The organism is Proteus sp. CA142267, assembly GCF_003336825.1.
Lineage (GTDB): Bacteria > Pseudomonadota > Gammaproteobacteria > Enterobacterales > Enterobacteriaceae > Proteus > Proteus terrae.
Window position 1 is genome coordinate 85,902 of record NZ_QPMG01000004.1, and the last position, 23,894, is coordinate 109,795.

At 38.1% G+C, this 23,894-nt stretch carries 20 protein-coding genes and 2 tRNA genes; 9 read left to right on the forward strand and 13 right to left on the reverse strand.

Going from position 1 to position 23,894, the window contains the following annotated elements; translation table 11 throughout:
• The first annotated feature begins 170 nt into the window (after positions 1–170).
• Together sodB and purR are read left to right on the forward strand one after the other, a co-directional pair.
• Positions 171–749, forward strand: coding sequence for a superoxide dismutase [Fe] (sodB, locus tag C0T34_RS09075; protein WP_098943081.1), 579 nt, complete (start codon positions 171–173; stop codon positions 747–749).
• 489 nt (positions 750–1,238) lie between these two features.
• A complete protein-coding gene (purR, locus tag C0T34_RS09085) occupies positions 1,239–2,264 on the forward strand; it encodes an HTH-type transcriptional repressor PurR (RefSeq protein ID WP_075673235.1) in 1,026 nt (341 codons plus the stop codon).
• Positions 2,265–2,290: 26 nt separating this feature from the next.
• On the opposite strand, the gene punR is transcribed toward purR, so the two are convergent.
• A complete protein-coding gene (gene punR / locus C0T34_RS09090) occupies positions 2,291–3,193 on the reverse strand; it encodes a DNA-binding transcriptional activator PunR (RefSeq protein ID WP_098943082.1) in 903 nt (300 codons plus the stop codon).
• A gap of 118 nt (positions 3,194–3,311) precedes the next feature.
• Here punR and punC point away from each other — a divergent pair, with 118 nt between their 5' ends.
• Both punC and cfa read left to right on the forward strand, forming a co-directional pair.
• Positions 3,312–4,529: a purine nucleoside transporter PunC gene (gene punC / locus C0T34_RS09095; protein ID WP_109850042.1), complete on the forward strand. Its 1,218-nt coding sequence runs from the start codon at positions 3,312–3,314 to the stop codon at positions 4,527–4,529.
• A 305-nt stretch (positions 4,530–4,834) separates the two neighbouring features.
• Positions 4,835–5,989 (forward strand): cyclopropane fatty acyl phospholipid synthase, encoded by a 1,155-nt coding sequence (gene cfa, locus C0T34_RS09100; protein ID WP_098943086.1) that lies wholly within the window; start codon positions 4,835–4,837, stop codon positions 5,987–5,989.
• 88 nt (positions 5,990–6,077) lie between these two features.
• Here cfa and C0T34_RS09105 read toward each other — a convergent pair whose 3' ends face one another.
• Positions 6,078–6,749 (reverse strand): riboflavin synthase subunit alpha, encoded by a 672-nt coding sequence (locus C0T34_RS09105; RefSeq protein WP_098943087.1) that lies wholly within the window; start codon positions 6,747–6,749, stop codon positions 6,078–6,080.
• A gap of 313 nt (positions 6,750–7,062) precedes the next feature.
• On the opposite strand from C0T34_RS09105, the gene C0T34_RS09110 reads away from it, so the two are divergent.
• From C0T34_RS09110 to C0T34_RS09130, 5 genes are all read left to right on the forward strand, one after another.
• Positions 7,063–8,436 (forward strand): MATE family efflux transporter, encoded by a 1,374-nt coding sequence (locus tag C0T34_RS09110; protein WP_098943088.1) that lies wholly within the window; start codon positions 7,063–7,065, stop codon positions 8,434–8,436.
• 148 nt (positions 8,437–8,584) lie between these two features.
• A tRNA-Val gene (locus tag C0T34_RS09115) sits at positions 8,585–8,661 on the forward strand.
• A gap of 29 nt (positions 8,662–8,690) precedes the next feature.
• A tRNA-Val gene (locus tag C0T34_RS09120) sits at positions 8,691–8,767 on the forward strand.
• 466 nt (positions 8,768–9,233) lie between these two features.
• Complete coding sequence (gene pykF, locus C0T34_RS09125; protein ID WP_075673229.1) at positions 9,234–10,646, forward strand: pyruvate kinase PykF; 1,413 nt, start codon at positions 9,234–9,236, stop codon at positions 10,644–10,646.
• A gap of 445 nt (positions 10,647–11,091) precedes the next feature.
• Positions 11,092–11,331 carry an Lpp/OprI family alanine-zipper lipoprotein gene (locus tag C0T34_RS09130; RefSeq protein ID WP_098943092.1) on the forward strand — a complete coding sequence of 80 codons (240 nt, stop codon included), beginning with the start codon at positions 11,092–11,094 and terminating at the stop codon, positions 11,329–11,331.
• Positions 11,332–11,476: 145 nt separating this feature from the next.
• On the opposite strand, the gene C0T34_RS09135 is transcribed toward C0T34_RS09130, so the two are convergent.
• The 11 genes from C0T34_RS09135 to C0T34_RS09185 all read right to left on the reverse strand — a co-directional run bounded on the left by C0T34_RS09135 (position 11,477) and on the right by C0T34_RS09185 (position 23,687).
• Positions 11,477–12,154, reverse strand: a complete 678-nt coding sequence (locus C0T34_RS09135) for a hypothetical protein (protein WP_109850043.1) — start codon at positions 12,152–12,154, stop codon at positions 11,477–11,479.
• A gap of 162 nt (positions 12,155–12,316) precedes the next feature.
• On the reverse strand, positions 12,317–13,234 hold the full coding sequence (locus C0T34_RS09140) for a L,D-transpeptidase family protein (protein WP_109850044.1): 918 nt from the start codon (positions 13,232–13,234) through the stop codon (positions 12,317–12,319).
• Between the two features lie 116 nt (positions 13,235–13,350).
• A complete protein-coding gene (gene sufE, locus C0T34_RS09145) occupies positions 13,351–13,779 on the reverse strand; it encodes a cysteine desulfuration protein SufE (protein ID WP_109850045.1) in 429 nt (142 codons plus the stop codon).
• Positions 13,780–13,800: 21 nt separating this feature from the next.
• The gene (gene sufS, locus C0T34_RS09150) at positions 13,801–15,039 is read right to left on the reverse strand and encodes a cysteine desulfurase SufS (protein ID WP_196556551.1); all 1,239 of its coding nucleotides are present in this window, start codon (positions 15,037–15,039) and stop codon (positions 13,801–13,803) included.
• Positions 15,040–15,050: 11 nt separating this feature from the next.
• Positions 15,051–16,358 carry a Fe-S cluster assembly protein SufD gene (gene sufD / locus C0T34_RS09155; RefSeq protein ID WP_109850047.1) on the reverse strand — a complete coding sequence of 436 codons (1,308 nt, stop codon included), beginning with the start codon at positions 16,356–16,358 and terminating at the stop codon, positions 15,051–15,053.
• Positions 16,333–17,079, reverse strand: coding sequence for a Fe-S cluster assembly ATPase SufC (sufC, locus tag C0T34_RS09160; RefSeq protein ID WP_088495761.1), 747 nt, complete (start codon positions 17,077–17,079; stop codon positions 16,333–16,335). Before sufC ends, sufD begins: the two co-directional genes overlap by 26 nt.
• 44 nt (positions 17,080–17,123) lie before the next feature.
• Complete coding sequence (gene sufB, locus C0T34_RS09165; protein ID WP_109850048.1) at positions 17,124–18,626, reverse strand: Fe-S cluster assembly protein SufB; 1,503 nt, start codon at positions 18,624–18,626, stop codon at positions 17,124–17,126.
• 17 nt (positions 18,627–18,643) lie between these two features.
• Positions 18,644–19,012 (reverse strand): Fe-S cluster assembly scaffold SufA, encoded by a 369-nt coding sequence (sufA, locus tag C0T34_RS09170; RefSeq protein WP_036913225.1) that lies wholly within the window; start codon positions 19,010–19,012, stop codon positions 18,644–18,646.
• Positions 19,013–19,428: 416 nt separating this feature from the next.
• Entirely contained in the window at positions 19,429–20,049 is a 621-nt protein-coding gene (locus tag C0T34_RS09175) for a hypothetical protein (RefSeq protein ID WP_109850049.1), read from the reverse strand.
• Positions 20,050–20,220: 171 nt separating this feature from the next.
• The gene (gene menI / locus C0T34_RS09180) at positions 20,221–20,634 is read right to left on the reverse strand and encodes a 1,4-dihydroxy-2-naphthoyl-CoA hydrolase (RefSeq protein ID WP_072070326.1); all 414 of its coding nucleotides are present in this window, start codon (positions 20,632–20,634) and stop codon (positions 20,221–20,223) included.
• Positions 20,631–23,687, reverse strand: coding sequence for an FAD-binding and (Fe-S)-binding domain-containing protein (locus tag C0T34_RS09185; protein ID WP_109850050.1), 3,057 nt, complete (start codon positions 23,685–23,687; stop codon positions 20,631–20,633). Before C0T34_RS09185 ends, menI begins: the two co-directional genes overlap by 4 nt.
• Between the last annotated feature and the right edge of the window lie 207 nt (positions 23,688–23,894).

A 23,894-nucleotide genomic window follows, 5' to 3' on the forward strand; every position in this document is an offset into this window, starting at 1 on the left:
TAACTATAGATAAAAGATATTTAGCTGTTATTTCAGCAGATTTTTGTTAAAATAATTAGCAAAATAGTAACAACTTAGTGATTCATTTGCCTCATTCTATCAATTCAAATGATTTTGATTGAATGATTTCAGGCACAAAACCCGAAATAGATAGTTTAAAGGAGTACGCAATGTCTTTCGAATTACCAAAATTACCTTATGCGTTAGATGCTCTTGAGCCACACATCTCTAAAGAAACTTTAGAATATCACTACGGCAAACACCACCAGACTTATGTAACCAATTTAAATAATCTGGTTAAAGGTACTGATTTAGAAAGCAAATCTTTAGAAGAAATCATCAAATCTACTGATGGCGGTATCTTTAATAATGCTGCTCAAGTATGGAACCACACTTTCTACTGGAACTGCTTAGCACCAAATGCAGGTGGTACACCAACAGGTAAAATTGCTGATGCTATCAACAAAGCATTTGGCTCTTTTGAAGAGTTCAAAAAGCAATTTAATGATGCTGCAGCTAAGAACTTCGGTTCAGGTTGGACTTGGTTAGTTAAAAAAGCTGACGGTTCAGTTGCAATTGTTAACACCTCTAATGCTGCAACTCCAGTTTCAGGGGCAGACAAACCACTGTTAACAGTAGACGTATGGGAACATGCTTACTACATCGACTACCGCAATGCGCGCGTTAAATATTTAGAAGAGTTCTGGGCACTGGTTAACTGGTCATTTGTTGAAGCTAACCTTGCTTAATTGAGCTTAATAATCAAAGGTGAGTGATTGAGATTCATTTTTGGTGACAAAATAACAAAGGGCCTTGAGCCCTTTGTTATATTCAGATATTCGATAATCTATTATTTAAATTGATCGGATATTCTATAAAGCAGTGATTAGAACAACATAGTCGAAAATAAAACAATCATAACAAGCGCTGCTACTGCTGTACTCAAACCAAATTTCAGATCCGTATCCATCTATTTCTCCCTCAAAATGATTATAATACACTTTTTTAACCATAACCTTGTCATGGTTAATTATTATCACATATCAAAATTTGCTAAAATAGCGACCAGTGCACAATTTATAACATTGATTAATACTTTCACTTTTGAGCTAGATCATACAAAATTCACAGCTAATCGCTAAATTATTGCCAGTGTTTGCCCTATGTATGACTATACTGGCAGTTAAACCATAAAATTAGATAAAAGAGACCAATGAAGGTCAGGAGTTTTCCACACCATGGCAACAATAAAAGACGTGGCAAAACGCGCAGGCGTATCAACCACGACTGTTTCTCATGTGATCAACAAAACACGTTTTGTTGCTGAGAACACACGGGCAGCAGTTTGGGCCGCTATAAAAGAGTTAAATTATTCGCCTAGTGCCGTTGCGCGTAGTTTAAAAGTCAATCACACCAAATCTATTGGCCTGTTAGCCACGTCCAGTGAAGCTCCTTACTTTGCTGAAGTGATTGAAGCTGTTGAAAATAGTTGTTATAGCAAAGGCTACACACTGATTTTATGTAATTCACATAATAACCTTGATAAACAAAAAGCCTATTTAGCGATGCTGGCACAAAAACGTGTTGATGGATTATTAGTCATGTGTTCTGAATATCCCGATCACCTTCTTACTCTTTTAGAAGGCTATCGTAATATTCCAATGGTTGTCATGGATTGGGGTAAAGCGCGTGGCGACTTTACAGATACCATTATCGATAACGCTTTCCATGGTGGTTATATTGCAGGTCGTTACCTTATTGAGCGAGGTCATCGTGATATTGGTATTATCCCAGGCCCATTAGAACGTAATACAGGTGGTGGTCGCTTACAAGGTTTCTTAAAAGCCATGGAAGAAGCCAAAATAACTGTCAAAGACGAATGGATTGTACAAGGCGACTTTGAACCAGAATCTGGCTATAAAGCCATGTACCAAATGCTAAACCAAAAACATCGACCGACTGCTGTCTTTTGTGGTGGTGATGTGATGGCGATGGGGGCAATTTGTGCTGCGGATGAACTTGGCCTGCGTGTTCCTTTAGATATTTCTATTGTTGGCTATGACAATATTCGTAATGCACGCTATTTTACACCTGCACTAACAACCGTCCACCAGCCAAAAGAACGTCTAGGTCAAATGGCATTATCGATGCTGCTTGATCGTATCGTCAATAAACGCGAAGACGCTCAAACAATCGAAGTTCATCCACGATTAGTTGAGCGACGTTCAGTTGCTGACGGTCCTTTTATCGACTATCGTCGCTAATTCATATTTATTTAGCTATCGGATTTCTAGCGAAGCCATTCCTCATTTAAGGTTTGGCTATCTCCAAGATAATCTAACAACCATGTCAAAGCGGGTGATTCACTTTTATCGACCCACGTCAGGCAGCATGGGCTGTCTGGCAATGGTTGTGCCAGTTGTAAAGTTACCAACTTACCTTGTTCAATTAAAGGCTCAGCACGATGCCAAGGCACCATTCCAACGCATAATCCCGCTAACAAGCACTCAAGCCCCATATCCCATGTCGGAACAACCATTCTACGCTGATTATTGAGTGCCCAAGTGTCACGTTTTGGTAAGCTGCGTGAGGTATCCTCTAAGCATAAACTTGGATAAGGTCGCATTTCATCATCCGTTAATGGATGCGGTGCTTTCGCTAAAGGGTGATCAACATGGCAAACGCAGCGCCAAGGCATAAATCCCATATCTCTAAAACTATAACGTTCACCGATTGGTGAGGCTCTTGTTGCACCAATGGCTAAATCAACACGACCATTAACTAAGGAGTCCCATACGCCATTAAATACTTCAGGGTAGACATACAGTTCTATATCTGGAAAATGGCGGTAGAAATCGAGAATAAGTTGTTGTGTTCTTTCAGGTTTAACAATGCCATCAACTGCTATACTAAATTGACCGCGCCATCCATTAGAAACTTGTTGACAAAGATGCCGAGTGTCATTCATTTTTTTGATAACAGATCGTGCTTCTTTGATGAAAATTTTACCTGCGTCGGTTAATTCTACATCACGATGACGGCGCTCAAACAGAGGAACGGCAAGCCATTCCTCTAATTGCCGAACAGTGTAACTAACGGCGGATGGCACTCTGTGCAATTCTTGAGCAGCTGAGCTAAAACTTCCTGTTCTTGCGACTGCATCAACAACTTCTAAAGAGTATTCTGACCACATAGAGTTTATTCCTTTGAAAATTTTTCACAGCATTAACCAAATATTCCCGTTTCACAAGTAAAATAGGTCTTAGTTACAATACATAAAATGTTCTACATCACATAGCATAGAAAATAAAATGAATTCTAAAACATCCACACAATCAAAAACACCTATGAGCTTTATGGTGTACCTAGCTGGTTTGAGTATGCTAGGTTACTTAGCTATTGATATGTACTTACCTGCATTTGGTATGATGCAACGTGAGCTCTCTATCAGCGAAGGTGCTATTAGTAATAGCTTAAGTATCTTTTTATTTGGCTTTGCTGTTGCTCAGTTACTTTGGGGACCACTTTCTGACAAAGTCGGTCGTAAACCTATTCTTCTTATTGGTTTAAGTCTTTTCTCTTTAGGCTGCCTTGGTATGCTATGGGTTGAAAGTGCAACTGGCTTACTTGCTATGCGCTTCCTACAAGCTTTCGGCGTCTGCTCTGCTGCTGTTATTTGGCAAGCTCTTGTCATCGACCGTTTTGATGAATCTCGCGCCCAACACGTTTTTGCTTTAATTATGCCACTGGTTGCATTATCACCAGCACTTGCGCCTTTAATCGGTGCATCGTTATTAAATCACGGTGGCTGGCGTATGATTTTTATGCTGTTAATGGCCGTAACGTTAGTTCTTATGTTACCGACACTAATGCTAAAAAACATTAAACAAAAATCAGTTACAGATGCAAACCAATCTTCTGCATCATTTATAACTTTACTAAAATCTCCTCTCTACACAGGTAACGTATTAGTTTACGCTTCTTGTAGTGCAGGTTTCTTTGCTTGGTTAGCTGGCTCACCAATCATTCTTGAAAAGATGGGCTACTCTCCACAGGATATCGGTTTAAGTTATATTCCACAAACTATTGCCTTTATGGTCGGTGGTTATGGTTGTCGTATTTTACTGTCAAAAATGACAGGTAAAACACTGCTACCACTGTTATTAATTGGTTATGCTGTCAGTATGACTGCGTTATACCTTGTTGCTAAATTTACGGAACCAACATTGACAACTATTTTAATTCCGTTCTGTATTATGGCTGCAATGAATGGTGCATCTTATCCAATTGCAGTATCTAATGCTCTATCTGCTTATCCTGAAATTAGTGGTAAAGCAGCTGCGTTACAAAATGCGCTTCAATTGGGTCTTTGTAGCTTAGCAAGTTTTATCGTATCTGCATTTATTAGCCAACAACCTCTGATTAACACCACAGCAATTATGGCGTTAACAGCAATTCCAATGGCAGTTGGCTACTTTATTCAGCGTAATAAATCTGTTACCAAACACACAGTTCAAACCGCAGAATAATCGCACTCATTCTTTTAAGAATTATCTTAAAAAGGCTATTTTATAAAAAATAGCCTTTTTCTTTTCTAGAGAAAAATATTCTACGTCTCTATACTTGTCCATACGCTGTAATAGCGTTTTATCTATTTTTCTTTCGGATTTTGAGGCCTTAAACAGATTATTAGCTGATTATGTCAGATTAGTTGTCTTATTAATTCTATTCGTTCAACCCATATTGAACACGATACCATTTTAATACTGTCAATCTGCACACACCCTTTCTTAGTTTATGTCTCAAAACCCGCTTAGTTTACGCCGGAGAGTATATGAGTACATCTTGTGTAGAAGAAGGCCGAAAGACCTCCAATGATCCTTACGAAAGGATTGCTACAGAGCTACTAACTCACGCTGATATTCGAGTTAATGGTTCAGAACCTTATGATATTCAGGTTCATAATCAAAATTTTTATAAAAGAGTATTGCAACAAGGCTCATTAGGTCTCGGTGAAAGCTATATGGATGGTTGGTGGGATTGTGAGCGACTGGATATATTCTTTCATAAAGTTTTACGTGCTGGTCTTGAAAATAAGCTCCCACAAAATCTACGTGATATTGTCAAGATTGCGACAGCCCGCCTTTTTAATTTGCAAACTCAAAAACGCGCATGGATGGTAGGTAAAGAGCATTACGATCTTGGTAATGATTTATTTACAGCCATGCTTGATCCTAATATGCAATATTCCTGTGGTTACTGGAAAAACGCAGATAATTTAACTCAAGCTCAAGAACATAAATTAGATTTAATTTGCCGAAAATTAGATTTAAAACCGGGAATGACCTTATTAGACATTGGTTGTGGTTGGGGTGGGCTTGCAGGCTATGCAGCCAAACATTTTGGTGTTTCTGTAACGGGAGTCACCATTTCTGTTGAACAGCAAAAACTGGCACAAGCTCGATGCCAAGGACTTGATGTAAATATTATTTTAGAAGATTATCGCGATTTACATGAAAAGTTTGATCGCATAGTTTCAGTGGGTATGTTTGAGCACGTAGGGCCCAAAAATTATGCTACTTATTTTGATGTGGTTCGTCGTAATTTAAAGGAAGAAGGTCTGTTTTTATTGCACACCATTGGCTCTAACCGCGATAAAGTGAATGTAGATAGTTGGATAAGCAAATATATATTTCCTAATGGATGTTTACCGTCTATTCAAAAAATTGCTCATGCAATGGACAGTAAATTTGTGATGGAAGATTGGCATAACTTTGGTGCTGATTACGATAAAACATTAATGGCATGGTATCAGCGTTTTTTAGCCTGTTGGCCAGATATTGAATCTAATTACACACCGCGTTTTAAACGTATGTTTAGCTATTATCTTAATGCCTGTGCGGGTGCATTTCGTGCCAGAGATATTCAGCTATGGCAAATCGTACTAAGCCCTAAAGGTCATATTGGCGGTTTACAAATTCCTCGTTAATTCTTCTTTTTATAAAAAGAGAAAAGCCAGTTTATCAATCAAACTGGCTTTTTCTTTTGTTCTGTTTTAAGAACAACAACATTAATTATTAATTATGTGAAGCTTGTTCTTCATTTTCAATTTGTTGTGCTGCTAATAATGCTTGTTGCTGTACTTGTTGCGCCATAACGCGCTCTACTGTATCGACAATCGCTTGAGTTTGAGGATCAAGTTCAATATTGACTTTATCACCAAGACGTTTGCGACCTAATGTCGTTCTATCACGCGTTTCAGGAATTAAATGTACACAAAAACGGTTATTAACCACATCGCCCACAGTTAGGCTTATTCCATCAATACCAATAAAACCTTTGTGTAAAATGTATTTCATTAATGCTTTATCAAAGATGCGAAACCAAATTTGTAAATTATTTTCTGATGTAATAATTTTGGCAACTTCAGCAGTTGTTACAATATGACCAGACATAACATGACCACCAATTTCATCACCATACTTAGCTGCACGTTCAATATTCACTTCAGAGCCAACTTTTAATTCACCAAGGTTAGTTAAACGTAATGTCTCTTTCACTAAATCAAAGCTAATATGTGTATCTTCAATTTTAGTGACTGTTAAACAGCAACCATTATTTGCAACAGAAGCACCTGTTTCTAAATTGCCGACTAGCTCTTTGGGTAATTCAATGACATGGGTACGAAAATCACCTTTATCTTCGATAGCAATAACCCGCCCTTTTCCCTGAACAATACCTGTAAACATCTTACATCTCCTTGGATCGATAAACTGGTAAACTCAATTTAGGCTTATGCTATAAAGGATAACATAGCTCGTATTAATACAAAGGAACAATTATCGTATTTATTCCTTGTCGATGATTGCCGTTAAATATAACGTAAAAACACCTAATAAATTATCAAAATCCTGTGTTTGAAAAGCTAAACTTCTTTCGTTGCTTATTAAACTTTTATCATTAGAATAAGCGGTCTTGAGGATCTCTTTACGTCATTTTAATAATACGACGTTTGTTCTCTTCCTTTCCTTTCGTTTTCTTATAATAAATAAAGGTGTATGCGTGCAGAAGTACATAAGAGAAGCGCGTAGCTTACTTGCTCTCGGTATCCCCGTTATCATCGCGCAATTTTCCCAGACAGCAATGGGTGTCGTTGATACTGTCATGGCGGGTGCTGTAAATGCCACAGAAATGTCGGCGGTGGCAGTAGGCACGTCTATTTGGTTACCAACGATTTTATTAGGCCAAGGTATATTAATGGCATTGACTCCAATCGTTGCTCAATTAAATGGTTCAGGACAACGAAAACATATTGCTAATCGCACACAGCAAGGTTTTTGGCTCGCCACTTTCTTATCAATCATGGTAATTGCTATTCTTTATAACAGCCGTTTTATTATTGAAGCGCAACATGATATAGAACCCGAATTAGCCGAAAAAGCCATTGGATTTATTCATGCCATTATGTGGGGTGCTCCAGGTTGCCTTTACTATCAGGTATTGAGAAGCCAATGTGAGGGATTATCTAAAACGAAACCCGGCATGATAATTGGTTTTATTGGCTTATTAATTAATATCCCTGTTAACTACGCCTTTATTTACGGCAAATTTGGTGCCCCACAATTAGGGGGGATTGGTTGTGGTGTTGCAACGGCCTCCGTTTTCTGGGCAATGTTCTTAATGATGCGTTATTACGTGCGTCGAGCGCCAACACAACGTGACGTTATGCCAAAGAAACGTTTAGTAAGCCCGGATTTCCATACAATAAAGCGTATTACATTTTTAGGATTACCTGTTGGCTTAGCCTTATTCTTTGAGGTAACTCTATTTGCCGTTGTTGCGTTATTAGTTTCACCTTTAGGCGTTACTGCGGTTGCCAGTCATCAAATAGCACTTAACTTTAGCTCACTGATGTTTATGTTCCCTCTTTCATTGGGAATAGCAGCAACCATCCGTGTCGGCCATAACTTAGGGCAACGCTCTACAGAGCAAGCGCGTATTTCAGCCATTACAGCGCTTGCTGTTGGACTAATGTTGGCAAGTTGTACCGCAATTTTCTCTATCATCTTCAGAGAAAAAATCGCGTTAATGTATAACGATAATATTGAAGTGGTGACATTAGCTTCTCATCTTATGTTATTCGCTGCACTTTATCAGTTATCAGATTCTGTGCAAGTTATTGGCTCAGGTGTATTACGAGGTTATAAAGATACCCGCTCTATCTTCTTTATTACTTTTATTGCCTACTGGGTAATTGGGCTACCTTCTGGTTATATATTAGGGCGTACTAATTACTTTGTTGAGGCGATGGGACCTGCTGGTTTCTGGATTGGCTTTATTTTAGGTTTAACTGCCTCAGCAATTATGATGGGTTCCCGTATTTGGTGGCTCCAACGCCAACCTGATGAAGTGGTGTTATTACGCTCAGAGCGTTAAACAGAAACGGTTATTTAGGCAAAGGAATGACACAAATATCAACAAATAGCTTTAAATACGAGCAGTTGAATATAAATTTGTGTTTTTCCTCTTGCCAGAATCGAATCATCTCGTTAATATTCGTCCCCGTTGTCACCCAATAGATAATGCGTCCATAGCTCAGTTGGTTAGAGCACCACCTTGACATGGTGGGGGTCGGTGGTTCGAGTCCACTTGGACGCACCATTTATTTTTCGACAACATCTCAATACAGTGCGTCCATAGCTCAGTTGGTTAGAGCACCACCTTGACATGGTGGGGGTCGGTGGTTCGAGTCCACTTGGACGCACCATTTCTCTTTCTCTATTTTCTTATTTTTACTCATCTTACCTACCCTACAAAACAATTAATTTAGCTTGCAATATTTTATTGCGCAACAAAGTGCTTAAAAAACAAGCAATCAGCGCCGTATTTTGATCACATCACTTAAATTTACCTTTTTTCGATTTTCTTCATAGAAATTAACCTCTATAATACGAAACATAATTTTGTTGAAAGGTTTCAGCGTATTGATTTACGGGCATCTTTAGAAAACAGAACAAATGAATCGTGATAGACTATAATGTAAGATGTCTGCCAACCTTTGATACAAAATAGTGACAAGATTTTTATGATGTTGCTGAACCATTAACATGTTGCGCAACTTATCCATTAGAGATGAGTTGTACACCCTGTTTTGCACCGTTGATACTGTTAATAGAAAACAGCGACATTAATCCTTATTCATCCATTACAATACAACCATTAAATAGACTGCCATGAAAAAGACAAAAATTGTTTGCACCATCGGACCAAAAACCGAATCTGAAGAAAAACTGAATCAATTACTGGACGCAGGCATGAACGTTATGCGTCTAAACTTCTCTCACGGTGACTATGAAGAGCATGGCAACCGTATCAAAAACCTGCGTAACATTTGCGCTAAAACAGGCAAAAAAGCCGCTATCTTATTAGATACTAAAGGCCCAGAAATTCGTACCATCAAATTAGAAGGTGGTAATGATGTCGCTTTAGTTGCTGGTCAAACTTTCACTTTCACCACAGACAAAACTGTTGTGGGTAATAAAGACCGCGTTGCTGTAACTTACGAGGGTTTTGCTAAAGACTTAACTGTTGGTAACACTGTTTTAGTTGATGATGGTCTTATCGGCATGAAAGTCACTGCTGTGACTGATAAAGAAGTTGTTTGTGAAGTTTTAAACAACGGTGACTTAGGTGAAAACAAAGGTGTTAACTTACCTGGCGTTTCTATCGGTTTACCTGCATTAGCTGAAAAAGATAAACAAGATCTTATCTTTGGTTGCGAGCAAGGCGTTGATTTCGTTGCTGCATCATTCATTCGTAAACGTTCTGACGTTGAAGAAATGCGTGCTCACTTAAATGCACACGGCGGCGAAAACATCATGATCATCTCAAAAATTGAAAACCAAGAAGGTTTAAACAATTTTGATGAGATCTTAGAAGCATCTGACGGTATCATGGTTGCTCGTGGCGACCTAGGTGTTGAGATCCCAGTTGAAGAAGTTATCTTCGCACAAAAAATGATGATCGAAAAATGTAACGCTGCACGTAAAGTGGTTATCACTGCAACGCAAATGTTAGATTCAATGATCAAAAACCCACGCCCTACTCGTGCTGAAGCGGGTGACGTTGCGAATGCTATCTTAGATGGTACTGATGCTGTTATGTTGTCAGGTGAAAGTGCAAAAGGTAAATACCCAGTAGAAGCTGTGACTATCATGGCTACTATCTGTGATCGTACAGACCGTATCATGCAATCTCGTCTTGATTACAAACAAACAGCTGCAAAATTACGCGTAACTGAAGCAGTTTGTCGCGGTGCGGTTGAAATGGCTGAAAACTTAGATGCGCCTCTGATTGTTGTAGCAACTTTCGGTGGTAAATCAGCGCGTTCTATCCGTAAATATTTCCCAACTGCACCAATCTTAGCATTAACAAACAACGAAGAAACAGCTCGTCAGTTACTGTTAGTTAAAGGTGTAACCACTCAATTAGTTAACGAAATCGCCTCTACTGATGACTTCTACCGTATTGGTAAAGAAGCTGCATTAGCAAGTGGTTTAGCGCATGCTGGTGAGCGTGTTGTTATGGTTACTGGTGCCCTGGTTGATAGCGGTACAACAAATACTTCATCTGTTCACGTTCTGTAATTTTACACAACGCGAAGATGTCAAACGCCACTCATTGAGTGGCGTTTTCTTTATCTATTTCTAAAAAAAATTTTTCTTTCTTATTTTTCGTCATTCTCTTTAGATTAATCCTCTTTCCTGTTTCTATCTCTTTTTTATCTTTTTATGGCTATTTATCAATCAGTTTAAGAGTAAATTACCAATGTTGAGTTGTGTGATTTTTAGTCAACAAACCGCTTTTCAGTGATTAGGATTTTTACTAATAATGAACTTTTGTGAGAAAGCACACATTTATTGTGCTGAAAATTTACAATATAAGTGTTATTTTTCCTATTGTTATAGGGAACGTAAGATACACTTATTAAGAATAAATCCAGCTTTTTCCTATATGTGTGCCATACTTATTAATGGTTTCATATAAATGCTACTTGTTCCTTTACACAAACTAATAATAGAGGTTGTAACTATGAAAGCGAAACTTGTACTAGGTGCGGTAATTCTGGCTTCAGGCTTATTAGCAGGTTGTTCTTCTAGTAATAATGCACAATTAGATCAAATCTCTTCTGATGTAAGCCGCCTGAATTCTCAAGTTCAACAACTAAGTAGTGATGTACAATCTGCTCGTGCTGAAGCGAAATCAGCTTACGACGAAGCAGCTCGTGCAAATCAGCGTTTAGATAACCAAGTCACTACTTATAAAAAGTAATTTGACTTACCAATAAGCTGAAACAGCTTTAGGTAAGCATTAATCACAAAGCCCTAACAATATGAACTGGGATCAATTCAAATGTTAGGGCTTTGTTTTATACATTATTAGGTTTTATATAAAATATATATTCTTTTAAATTGTCTTAAAGCTTGCCGAATCTCTCAATTTTATATTCTATTTTTTCTTTCGATATCTCTTTGTACGAATTTAATTCATATTTATAGATGTCATGCATATTTTTAAGTAATTCAATAAGTTTATCATTTTGAGTAGCCCCCTCAATATTTTCAATAATAAAATTATTAATAATTAATTCAAATATCCGTGTTTTTAATAAACTATTATGCCCAAAATTAATATTCTTCTGAAGAAATTTATCTGCCTGTTCATAAATCTGATACAGTGCTGCTAGCATTATATTGACTGATTCATCAGAATGACCTTTTGTGAGTGATAATTTTTTATCTGTTTGATTTAACAATTCATTTTTGACAGAACAGAATAATTCAGTCACGGTATTATCCAGCGTTTTATGGGTGAACCGAGTACTTATATGTTTATTATCATTCATTTTTTTTATATCTAATACTTCATAGCCATGATCTTTTTTTTGTGTTGAGATCCGCTGAATCAACTCACCACATATTTTTTTAGTATTCTGTTGTCTTTTCGTTTCACTTCCAGTGAAAAAAGTTGCTACACTATTTTTTAGTGTCGCAACTAAATTTGCCAATTGACTACATTTGTTTTCAACGTCAATAGTAATATGTTCAAAAATGTTAACGCTACGAGGAGGGGTATTATTTACGTCGCTTATCATAATATCTATTTCCTTATATCAATAGGAGAAGCTATTTATATTAAAGATAATAACGTTAATTTAATGTTAAAAATACGCCTTTTTACTCTATTAGTTTGTTTTAGACTTTAATCCTCACGTAAAAAACAGATGCCTTAAACATCTGTTTAATAAAATGTTGTATTAATATGCTGTCACATCCACCGGAATACCAGAGCGTCGAATAAGCTCTGAATCAGCTTTATCTTTATTAACCTTGCCACTTTCATACCAAGCATTAAATTGCTTTGTGAATGTAAGAGGCATGGTTTGCGGATCGTCATCTTCATTACGTGATAGTGGCTGATGAACTTCAATAAACTGTCTACCGTCTGCAGTTTCAGTAAATTTAATCGGTTTATTGATAACCTGAACTCGGCTCCCTTTAGGTACCACGTTAAATAAGGTCTCAATATCATTTGGGCGTAAACGAATACAGCCTGAACTCACTCTTAAACCAATACCAAAATCAGCATTAGTACCATGAATAAGGTATTCACCTCGACTATGTGCCAATCTTAAAGCATATGCCCCCATTGGATTTTCAGGGCCAGCAGGAACGACAGCCGGTAGCGTGATCCCTTTAGCTGCATAATTTTTGCGAATATTCGCCGTTGGTGTCCAAGTGGGATCTTTAATTAATTGAGAAATCGATGTCACCATCTCAGGTGTTTCTCGCCCTAATTGACCAATTCCAATAGGGTAAACATCAACAGTTCCACCCTCTTTTGGATAATAATAAAGACGCAATTCAGCAAGGTTGATAACAATGCCTTTATGTAGAGTATCAGGCAAAATCATCTGCAAAGGGATTGTTAAGGTTTTACCTGCATCAGGCAAAAGAGGATCAATACCAGGATTCGCTTCCATCATATTGAGCAATCCCACTTGGTATTCGGACGCAATAGCCTCTAATGAGCGTTTATCATCGGGAACTATATATGAAAAATTTTCACCAATAATACGCTGGCCATCAGCAGGTAGTAGATATTCTGTCGCATAAGATAAGTGACTACTCATCCCTAACAGCGATACCCCTAAGAGAGTTAACCATTTTTTCATCGTTTATCCCGTGTGTTAGAAATAAAATAAACTGACTATTATGATGATAACATTATCATTGTTATGCTTTCATATAATAAGTCAGTTTAGAACATTAATGCGGGATCAGGTAACATTTATGCTACAGCGTATTCTGAAAAACGCTTAATAAGTGTCGTAACCATCGCATGCAAACCTTGCGTGCGAGAAGGTGTTAAGTGGCTTTCTAGTGCTAATGATGAAAAGTAATGTTTGATATCTGTCTCTAATGCTTGTTCGATAGTTTTACCTTGAAATAAGATAATCACTAAGGCAACAAGGCCTTTTACAATACCTGCATCACTATCGCCAGCCAGCACTAACTGTTTATTCTCATTAAGAGAAACAGCGATCCAAACTTGGCTTTGGCAACCTTCAATAAAGTTAGCTGAAATACGTTGTTCATCCGTTAAAGGAGGAAGACGCTCACCTAACTCCATCATATAGAGATAACGTTGCTCCCAATCCTGACAACGAGAAAAATTGCGTAATAGCTTTGCTTCATCTGGCAAATTGGCAACTGCCATGAATAACCTCTTTTTTAATTTTTAACCTAATAACATCTCAACACGTAATAGCGCATTAACCAACGTATCGATATCATTTTTATTGGTATATAAACCGAGAGATGCACGACACATCGCAGGAACTTGGTAATAATCCATAATTGGCATCGCACAATGATGCCCTGTACGAATAGCAATGCCATAATTATCAAGGAATGCCCCAACATCATAAGCGTGATATTTGCCTAAATTAAACGCTATCACACCTTGTCGAGAATCATTGCCATAAAGCGTTAAGGATTTTACTTTTTGCAACTGCTCTTGGGCATACTTCATTATATGTCTTTCATACTCAGCAATATTATCCATGCCTATTTGTAAAAGATAATCTAATGCCGCACCTAAACCAATCATTCCCATTATGTTAGGTGTTCCTGCTTCAAAGCGCCAAGGCGCATCTGCGTAGGTAATATCGCCATTAATATGAACATGCTTTATCATTGCGCCGCCGCCTTCCCACGGCGGTAATTCATCCAGTATCGCTTTTTTGCCGTATAACAAACCAATACCTGTAGGCCCATAAAGTTTATGACCGCTACAAACAAAAAAGTCGCAATCAAGTTGTGAAACATTAATTGTTTGATGCATTGCACTTTGAGCACCATCAACCAATATATGTAATTCACCACCTTGCTCAATTGCATATTGACGAGCATCACGAATAATTTGAGCGACTGGATTCACTGTGCCTAATACATTTGATTGATGAGTGAGGCTGAGCAATTTGGTTCGCTCATCGATTAAGTGAGGCAATTGAGCAAAATCGAGCGTGCCGTCTTGTAATAGCGGTAATACACGAACATTAAAACCATACTGTTTTGCCAACATATACCACGGAACAATATTTGCGTGATGTTCCATTTCTGTGATGATGATATTGTCACCATCATTTAAAAATCGTTGGCTATAAACGTTCGCTATAAGGTTGATCCCTTCGGTTGTTCCTTTAACAAAAATTATCTCTTCTTCGCTATTGGCACCTAAAAAATCACAGGCTTTTTTACGGACATTTTCAACTAACGTTGTCGCATTTGCACTTAATGTGTGAATGCCACGGTGAACCGCGGCATATTGTGTTAAGGCAAATTGTTTTTCATGTTCAATGACGCAAGCCGGTTTCTGAGCACTTGCGGCACTATCGAGATAAACCAGAGGTTTTCCTTTCACTTGTTGTGAAAGAATTGGAAAATCATCTCGCACTTTTTCAATGGAATGCGTCATAATGCCTTATTTTATACCTCTAATAAGCGCTGATTAATTCTTTCTAATACCAGAGCTTTAATCACACTATTTTCTAGCGATTCAGTTAATTCAGCCGCAAATGCATGAATGATCATTTTACGGGCATCACTTAAGGAAATACCTCGTGAACGCAGATAAAATAGTTGCTCATCATCAATTCTTCCCACAGTAGCACCATGACTACACTTCACATCATCAGCATAAATCTCAAGCTGTGGTTTAGTATCGATTTGCGCTTTTTCACCCAGCAACAGATTGTTATTAGTCATTTGACCATCTGTTTTTAATGCTTGAGGTGTCACCGTGATCATACCGTTAAATACAGCTTTCCCTGCATCCATCGCAATACTTTTATGCAGTTGACGACTCTGGCAATTTTTCTCACCATGAACTAGCCATGTACGAGTATCTGCAATCTCTCCAGCTTTAGGTAATACAACGCTATTCATTGAAAGCTCTGTATTTTCACCCTTTAGTGCAGAACTCGTGTGATGACGACTAAGTTTAGCGCCTAATAAGAAAGCGTAACTGTTAACACGAGCATCACGGCCTATCGTCAGATCGTTATGGGCAAAATGCTGACTTACTCCATTTTCAAAACTTAATTTGATATGGTTAAAAGAGGCATTATCGCCAATCGTTGCGGTTAATCTTGCACCTGTAAAATGACGGTTTTCACTATCACTGCTGATATAGTGTTCTACCACTTGCATCTGAGTATTCGCACCGACATCAAGGTGAAAACGATAATTTGCACTATTTACCTCTGTGCTTTGATCACCTTGAGTAATATTGAGGATATAGAGTGGCTTATCCGCAATAACACCGTTTTTCAGGGTAATAAGCAATGGATGTGGCGCTAAACTTTCAACTAAATGCAGGAAGATTTCACCATTTACCGCTTTAGGTAATTCACTTTGATTATCAAGTAAAGTAACTTGATAAGGACCAAAATCTTTACTACTTTCTATCGGTGAAAATGTGCCATTCACCATAACAATACGGTAGCAATCAAAAGATAATGCATGTTTAGCCATTAAACTTTGTACATCAAAAGGTGGCAACTGTTGATAGCACTGGCTTAGTGTTTCTTCTAATGGCGTATAATGCCAATCTTCATGGCGGTAAGCAGGGAAACCTACTTTCTCAACTTGCAACCAATGATTACGAGCGTTGAGATTATCGTCACCTTTACGTTGATGATATAACGCTGAAAATACCTCTAGTGCTTGTTGATTACGCTGTTCAACTTGGCGCTGTTTTTCACGCTTTTCATTGAGGGTCAATAAGCCAGCCATAACCTTGTTCCTCCAATTTTTGCGCCAATGAAAAATCACCTGATTTAATGATTTTTCCCTGATAAAGCACATGCACAAAATCAGGTTTAATATAGTCAAGAATACGTTGGTAGTGTGTTACAACGATGAAAGCACGTTTACCATCACGTAAGCTATTAACACCATTAGAAACGATTTTTAATGCGTCTATATCAAGACCTGAGTCTGTTTCATCTAAAATACATAACTCAGGCTCTAACGCAGCCATTTGTAAAATATCATTACGTTTTTTCTCACCACCAGAAAATCCCACGTTAACAGAGCGTGTTAGCAAATCTTGTGGCATATCCAGTAATTTAATTTTATCTTCAATAAAATCTTCAAAATCAAAGCGATCTAACGGCTCTTGGCCACGATATTCTCTCACTGCATTTACAGAAGATTGTAAGAAAAACTGATTACTGACACCGGGTATTTCAACAGGATATTGAAATGCCATAAAGATGCCTTCACCTGCGCGATCTTCCGGTTCTAACTCTAATAAATCTTTATTTTTAAAGGTAATTGAACCTTCATCAACTTCATATTCATCACGACCAGCAAGCGTTGCAGATAGCGTACTTTTACCCGAGCCATTTGGTCCCATAATCGCGTGAACTTCACCTGCACGCACCTGCAAATCTAATCCTTTAAGGATCTCATTGCCTTCAACACTGACATGTAAATTTTTAATATCTAACATAATATATGCCTTCGGTATCTTTATACTCAGAATTTGGTTAATAGTTAACCGACGCTGTGCTCTAAGCTGATTGCTAATAATTTTTGTGCTTCTACAGCAAATTCCAGCGGTAATTCTGAGAACACATCTTTACAAAATCCGTTTACAATCATTGAGATTGCATCATCTTCGCTTAATCCACGCTGGCGACAATAGAACAACTGATCTTCACCAATACGTGATGTTGTTGCTTCGTGTTCAAGCTGTGCTGAGTTGTTCATTACCTCAACATAAGGGAAAGTATGCGCACCGCACTGTGTACCAATTAACATGGAATCACACTGGGTGAAGTTACGAGCATTTTGCGCACCAGGAAGTACTTTTACGAGCCCACGGTAACTGTTTTGACTTTTACCCGCAGAAATACCTTTAGAGATAATGGTTGATTTGGTATTTTTGCCGATATGGATCATCTTAGTCCCCGTATCTGCTTGTTGATTGCCATTGGTTAAAGCAACCGAGAAGAATTCAGCGCTGGAGTTGTCCCCTTTTAAAATCACACTTGGGTATTTCCATGTGATTGCAGAACCTGTTTCTGATTGCGTCCATGACATTTTGGCGTTTTCGCCTTCACAGATAGCGCGTTTAGTCACAAAGTTAAGGATACCGCCTTCACTATCGCCACCAGAGAACCAGTTTTGTACAGTAGAGTATTTTACTTCGGCATCTTTATGGATAATGACTTCAACCACAGCTGCATGAAGCTGATAGCTGTCTCGAACAGGTGCTGAACAACCTTCGATATAACTGACATAACTGCCTTCATCAGCAACCAGAATTGTTCGTTCGAATTGACCCGTTTGAGCCGCATTAATACGGAAATAAGTCGATAACTCCATTGGGCAACGAACCCCCTTGGGAATATAGACAAAGGTACCATCAGATGCGACCGCAGCATTCAGCGCAGCAAAGTAATTATCATGGCTTGAGACAACGGTGCCTAAATATTGGCGCACTAAATCAGGGTATTCTTGAATAGCCTCGCTAAATGAACAGAAAATAATGCCATGTTCAGCAAGCTCTTCACGATATGTTGTTGAAACAGAAACAGAGTCAAAAATGGCATCAACAGCAACAGCTTGCCCTTCTCTTACAGGCACTCCGAGTTGGTTAAAAGCATCTTCAACTTCTTTGGTTAAATAATCCTGTGCAGCTTGTTTATCGCTCGTAACAGCTTCATTTGTGCCACCAGCACAACTGCCGTTAGCACAACATGAACTACAAGATGGTGCTGAGTAATAGCTATAATCTTGATAATTAAGCGATGGATAATCTGCTTTTAGCCAATGTGGCTCTTCCATTTCTAACCAATGGCGATAAGCATCTAAACGAAATTCCAGCATCCACTCTGGTTCGTTTCTTTTTGCCGATATTGCACGTACAACCGCTTCATTTAATCCTTTTTCTAAGGTGTCGGTTGAGATATCGGTATAAAAACCTTCTTTATAGTGGTGATCGCTTAGCCATCCCTGAACTTCATCACCAATTTCAACATTGCTCTGAGACATAATCTGACTTCACTATGTTATACCCCGAAGCTCTCACCACATCCGCAGACGTTTTGAGCTTTAGGATTATTAAATTTAAACATTTGATTAAGTCCTTCACGAACATAATCAACAACCAACCCATCGATAAATGGCATTGCTTTTAATGAAACAAAGAGTTTTGCGCCATTATGTTCATAAACAAGATCATCATCATTTGGGGCAGTAGCGAGTTCAATAACATAACCATACCCTGTACAACCGGAGGGTTTGATACTTAAGGAAAGCCCTTGTTTTTCAGGGTTTTTCTCAACCAAATGGCAGATATGCTTTGCCGCATTATCCGTTAATACAATGCCTTGCCAAGCTGTGTCATTAAGAGAAAAAGTTTCAACGTTGTTTGTCATTTCTGACCTCATTTCGAAAGGAGATTGATATCTTTCCTGACACTAATGGTAATGATAACCCTTATCACTTCAACCATGTCTTTTGAAAGGATATTCCGTAAATGTGTATTTTTTGTTCTATTTTTGCGCTCATTTTGTTAACAATACATGTTAACGCAATGTAATATAACACTTTTATATTTTTTCATTCTAAAAAATAAAACTTTTAATTTTTCTTATATTTCGCACAATACGCACATAAGTTGCAAAATAAATACACTTTATATGTTATCACTGAAATTTAGAGAAAAAAGCATAAAAATGTGCTTTTACATCTCGCTTATTGAGCCTATTCACATTCATTTTTATGCTTTGATGAGGAATAAGATAGCACCACTGATATGATGACCTCTTATTGGTTTGTGTGCTCTTTGATGTTATTTATTAATAGTGATGGTTTGAATATATTTGTTTGTACATTCAAGAATTTGACTGTTTTTTTGTTTGTCCGATTGGCTATTGAAGTTGCTAATCAGTTGCAATTGCCATACTCGATTCGTTTTAAGATCAGTCGCTAAAATACCTTCATAACTCACGTTCTCTTTTGCATATTTCCCTTCAAAAAAGACATGTCGACTTTCCACATTTGGAATAGTTAATGGTTTTATCGATGTAGATATTTCATTCATACCATCTATGATGGCGATATTATCTACAATACCTTGCGCTCCTGCATCTACATCGTAACTCATTGCATCGATCATTTTAAAATAAACCAGACGAACTTCTGTCAAATCACAAATGGGTTCTGATTTATAAACCATCATTTCCGTTGTGACATCCTGAATATTATCTGGTAATGATTTAAAATAATTTTCAGTATCTTCTCTGCTCATGGAAAACGAAGTGGGATAAGCCATATTAAAACCAGAAACAGTTTGTACCGAAATATTACTTATATCATTACTCGTTTCAGAGGTAGAATTATTATCGCACCCACTGATTAATAAACCTGCAATTAATAATACTGTGGTGTTAAATTTAGAAATAGTAAACATTATTGATCGTCTTATCTTTTATTATGAAGATAATGATTATCATTAAAAATAAAATCTAAATAAAGAAGTAATTCTATTTTCTCTCTCTATTTTTATTTTTTGACATTATCTATAAACACAAAAAACGCACAAAGCGAGTATTTCACTCTGTGCGTTTGTCTTTTTTATTCTTTAAGAAATAACAGATGTCGTTAATCTAGAAATACACACTTGACGATCTTCATCATCAAAGATTTCTATTGACCAGACTTGGTGTGAACGTCCTAAATGAATCGGTTTGCATACACCTCTTACCTTGCCTTCTCTCGCTGAACGAATATGATTCGCATTGATTTCTAGCCCGACAATTTTTTGTTCACCTTCAGTACAAAGATAACCCGCAACAGAGCCCAATGTTTCAGCTAAAACAACAGAAGCACCACCATGTAAAAGCCCTAAAGGTTGCTTAGTGCGGTGATCAACTGGCATTGTTCCTTCAAGATAATCATCCCCGAGGCACGTTAATTCAATACCTAAATGGCTCATCATATTGTTTTGGCCAATATGATTAAGATGCTCGATTGTCGTTTCACGTTTCCATATCATGGCATAATCTCCAAAAGTGCCTGTAGTGGGTGTTTTAGCTCAATATTATCAATACGTTTTACTTGACTACGACACGAATATCCTGTGCTTAAGCAACGCATTGTTGGTAATGTTTTTAGTGCATTACCCCATGAGAGTTGGTAAATGCCCAACGAGTTTTCATAATTGTTCAGTTCATGTCCATAAGTACCTGCCATTCCACAACATCCAGTGCTCACAAATTCGAGTTGCTGCCCATAACGTTGGAAAATAGCCTGCCACTGTTTCATACTTTGTGGTAGTGCCGTCACTTCTGTACAATGCCCGAAAAGATACCATTTTTCAGCATCATCGCGAACTGCTATTGGCTCAGATACCAATTTACTTAGCCATTCATGAACAAGTTGAACATTAAAATCCCCACGCTTATCACCCAGTATTTCACGATATTCATCGCGATAACAAAGCACTAATGCAGGATCAACCCCTACCATAGGAATACCTAATTTTGCGACACGATTAAGCATGGTTGAGGTTTTTTGTGCCGTTTTACTAAATTGCTGTAAAAAACCTTTAATATGTTGCGCTTTCCCATTAGGTGAAAATGGTAGTAAAACAGGTTTAAATCCAATTTTTTCAATCAGTTTGATAAAATCGGCAACCACTTTTGCATCGTAATAACTGGTAAAGGGATCTTGTACCACCAGCACATAATGACTTCGTTGCTTTTCAGATAAACGCTCTAAGTCTTCTAGCGTCATATTTAACGCTTTGTGCCCAGCCAATTGCTGTCTTAATGTAGGCGATGACAGCAAAGGTAAATCGACCATTCCTATCGTGTGTTTACTTAATGACTGCACCAACGGTTGCTTCATAAAAAAGTTAAAGAATCCCGGTGCTTTCGCCATAATCGGCGTTGTTAATTCAACATTCGCGACAATATGATCTTTTAACGGGCGTAAATAACGCTGATGATAAAGTTCAGTAAACTTAGAACGAAACGATGGCACATCAATTTTAATCGGACATTGCGTTGAACAGGCTTTACAAGCCAAGCAACCATTCATAGCCGCTTTCACTTCATGAGAAAAGTCATATTCGCCACGTTTGGCTTTCCATGTATTACGTGTTTTCTCAATCAAACCTCTTAAACTAGGTTTATTATTTTCAAGGCTAGATTCAAGTTGTTTTGGGCTAACGCCTTGCTCTGTCAATAAGCGTAGCCACTCTCTTACAAGTGCAGCTCGTCCTTTAGGTGAATGAATGCGTTGTCCGCTGATTTTCATTGAAGGACACATTGGGCTTTTAGCATCAAAGTTAAAGCAAAGTCCATTACCATTACAATCCAGTGCACCTTTGAACTCTTGACGCACAGATAAAGGGATTGTGCGATCAAAAGTACCTCGTTTGATGGTATCGACTTGCTTCATGGGTTCATCGACCTCTAATGGAGGGCATATTTTCCCAGGATTCAGCCTATTTCGAGGATCGAACACCGTTTTGATTTGACGCAGTTCATGATAAAGCGTTTCACCGAAAAATTCGGGGCTGTATTGCGCTCTAAAGCCTTTTCCATGTTCCCCCCAGAGTAACCCACCATATTTGGCTGTTAACGTGACAATGTCGTCTGAGATAGATTTCATCAATAATTCTTGTTGTGGATCGCACATATCAAGAGCCGGTCTTACGTGCAACACCCCTGCATCAACATGTCCAAACATGCCATAATTGAGCTGATGATTATCAAGTAACGCTCTAAATTCGGTAATATAATCAGCAAGATGTTCTGGCGGCACACAAGTATCTTCTACGAAAGGAATTGGCTTTGCTTGTCCTTTGGCGTTACCTAATAAGCCAACCGCTTTTTTACGCATGGCATAAATACGGTTAATATCCGCCAAATCTTCACAGACTTGATAACCGATAACACCGCCCTGGCCCTCTTTCATTAATGAATCTAAGCGTTGGCATAATGATGCGACTTGTGATGCGATAAGGTTTTCATCATCGCCCGCAAATTCAACAATATTAAGTCCTTGCATATCTTTATCAGGTATATCTGTGATCAACTCTTTTACAGAGTGCCACACGATATCTTCACGGGCGAGATTTAATACTTTTGAATCAACCGTTTCAACAGAAAGCGCATTCGCTTTAACTAAAAAAGGGGCGTTGCGTAATGCTGAGTCAAACGAATCGTATTTTACATTGACTAAACTGCGCTGTTTGGGAATTGGCGTGATATCCAGTGTCGCCTCAGTAATAAAAGCTAGCGTTCCTTCAGAGCCTGTTAAAATTCTCGTTAAATCAAATCGTTTCATGTCATCACTAAAGACATGACGCAAATCATACCCTGTTAAAAAGCGATTTAATTTAGGGAATTTTTCAAGAATGAGCTTTCGTTGCTCTTTACAACGAGATAAAACAGTACGGTAAATTTTACCCATTGCAGAGCTTTCTTGGGCAATGTTTTCAGCTAGTACCGTATCCATAGCTCGTGTTTCAAGCAGCTCACCACCTAACAAAACCGCCCTAACACCAAGAACGTGATCAGAGGTTTTACCATAAACCATTGAACCTTGCCCTGATGCATCAGTGTTAATCATTCCACCTAATGTAGCGCGATTACTGGTAGATAGTTCTGGTGCGAAAAAAAAGCCATAAGGTTTTAAAAAGAGGTTTAACTCATCTTTTATCACCCCTGCTTCCACTTTTACCCAACGCTCTTGCGGGTTTATCTCGATAATACGCTTCATATAGCGAGATAAATCAACCACAATACCATCCGTTAACGCTTGCCCATTAGTACCTGTACCGCCCCCTCTAGGAGTCAGAGAGAGTGAATGAAATCGAGGTTCATCAACTAAGCGAGCAATAATAGTTACATCAGCGGTTGAGCGAGGAAAAACAACAGCCTGTGGCAATAACTGGTAAATACTATTATCTGTTGCCATAGTGAGTCTGTCAGCGTAACTGCTGGAGATATCACCGGTGAAACCGTTTTTTTGAAGAGTATCAAGAAATTCTGTTGTGAGTTCACTAACTTGCGGTGCTTGCGATATACGTGGGATCATTTGTTATAGCTCTTTAATCTAATAGTCCACATTGCTTAATTTTAGATGTTGAAATGTATGCTAAGAGGTACTTTGCCTCATTTTGTACTTTCAGACCGATACCTGTTCACCTTATCATACAATTCTGGCAAATTGCGTAGTGATATAAACAACGTGATATTTGCAATGTTTATTCATCTGCTTCTAGCATTTTTATTCGTGTAGGGA

What these genes read in the sequence shown, in the direction of transcription:
- sodB (WP_098943081.1), top strand. Translation starts at nt 171, where the DNA reads ATGTCTTTCGAATTACCAAAATTACCTTATGCGTTAGATGCTCTTGAG.
- purR (WP_075673235.1), top strand. Translation starts at nt 1,239, where the DNA reads ATGGCAACAATAAAAGACGTGGCAAAACGCGCAGGCGTATCAACCACG.
- punR (WP_098943082.1), bottom strand. Translation starts at nt 3,193, where the DNA reads ATGTGGTCAGAATACTCTTTAGAAGTTGTTGATGCAGTCGCAAGAACA.
- punC (WP_109850042.1), top strand. Translation starts at nt 3,312, where the DNA reads ATGAATTCTAAAACATCCACACAATCAAAAACACCTATGAGCTTTATG.
- cfa (WP_098943086.1), top strand. Translation starts at nt 4,835, where the DNA reads ATGAGTACATCTTGTGTAGAAGAAGGCCGAAAGACCTCCAATGATCCT.
- C0T34_RS09105 (WP_098943087.1), bottom strand. Translation starts at nt 6,749, where the DNA reads ATGTTTACAGGTATTGTTCAGGGAAAAGGGCGGGTTATTGCTATCGAA.
- pykF (WP_075673229.1), top strand. Translation starts at nt 9,234, where the DNA reads ATGAAAAAGACAAAAATTGTTTGCACCATCGGACCAAAAACCGAATCT.
- C0T34_RS09130 (WP_098943092.1), top strand. Translation starts at nt 11,092, where the DNA reads ATGAAAGCGAAACTTGTACTAGGTGCGGTAATTCTGGCTTCAGGCTTA.
- C0T34_RS09135 (WP_109850043.1), bottom strand. Translation starts at nt 12,154, where the DNA reads ATGATAAGCGACGTAAATAATACCCCTCCTCGTAGCGTTAACATTTTT.
- C0T34_RS09140 (WP_109850044.1), bottom strand. Translation starts at nt 13,234, where the DNA reads ATGAAAAAATGGTTAACTCTCTTAGGGGTATCGCTGTTAGGGATGAGT.
- sufE (WP_109850045.1), bottom strand. Translation starts at nt 13,779, where the DNA reads ATGGCAGTTGCCAATTTGCCAGATGAAGCAAAGCTATTACGCAATTTT.
- sufS (WP_196556551.1), bottom strand. Translation starts at nt 15,039, where the DNA reads ATGACGCATTCCATTGAAAAAGTGCGAGATGATTTTCCAATTCTTTCA.
- sufD (WP_109850047.1), bottom strand. Translation starts at nt 16,358, where the DNA reads ATGGCTGGCTTATTGACCCTCAATGAAAAGCGTGAAAAACAGCGCCAA.
- sufC (WP_088495761.1), bottom strand. Translation starts at nt 17,079, where the DNA reads ATGTTAGATATTAAAAATTTACATGTCAGTGTTGAAGGCAATGAGATC.
- sufB (WP_109850048.1), bottom strand. Translation starts at nt 18,626, where the DNA reads ATGTCTCAGAGCAATGTTGAAATTGGTGATGAAGTTCAGGGATGGCTA.
- sufA (WP_036913225.1), bottom strand. Translation starts at nt 19,012, where the DNA reads ATGACAAACAACGTTGAAACTTTTTCTCTTAATGACACAGCTTGGCAA.
- C0T34_RS09175 (WP_109850049.1), bottom strand. Translation starts at nt 20,049, where the DNA reads ATGTTTACTATTTCTAAATTTAACACCACAGTATTATTAATTGCAGGT.
- menI (WP_072070326.1), bottom strand. Translation starts at nt 20,634, where the DNA reads ATGATATGGAAACGTGAAACGACAATCGAGCATCTTAATCATATTGGC.
- C0T34_RS09185 (WP_109850050.1), bottom strand. Translation starts at nt 23,687, where the DNA reads ATGATCCCACGTATATCGCAAGCACCGCAAGTTAGTGAACTCACAACA.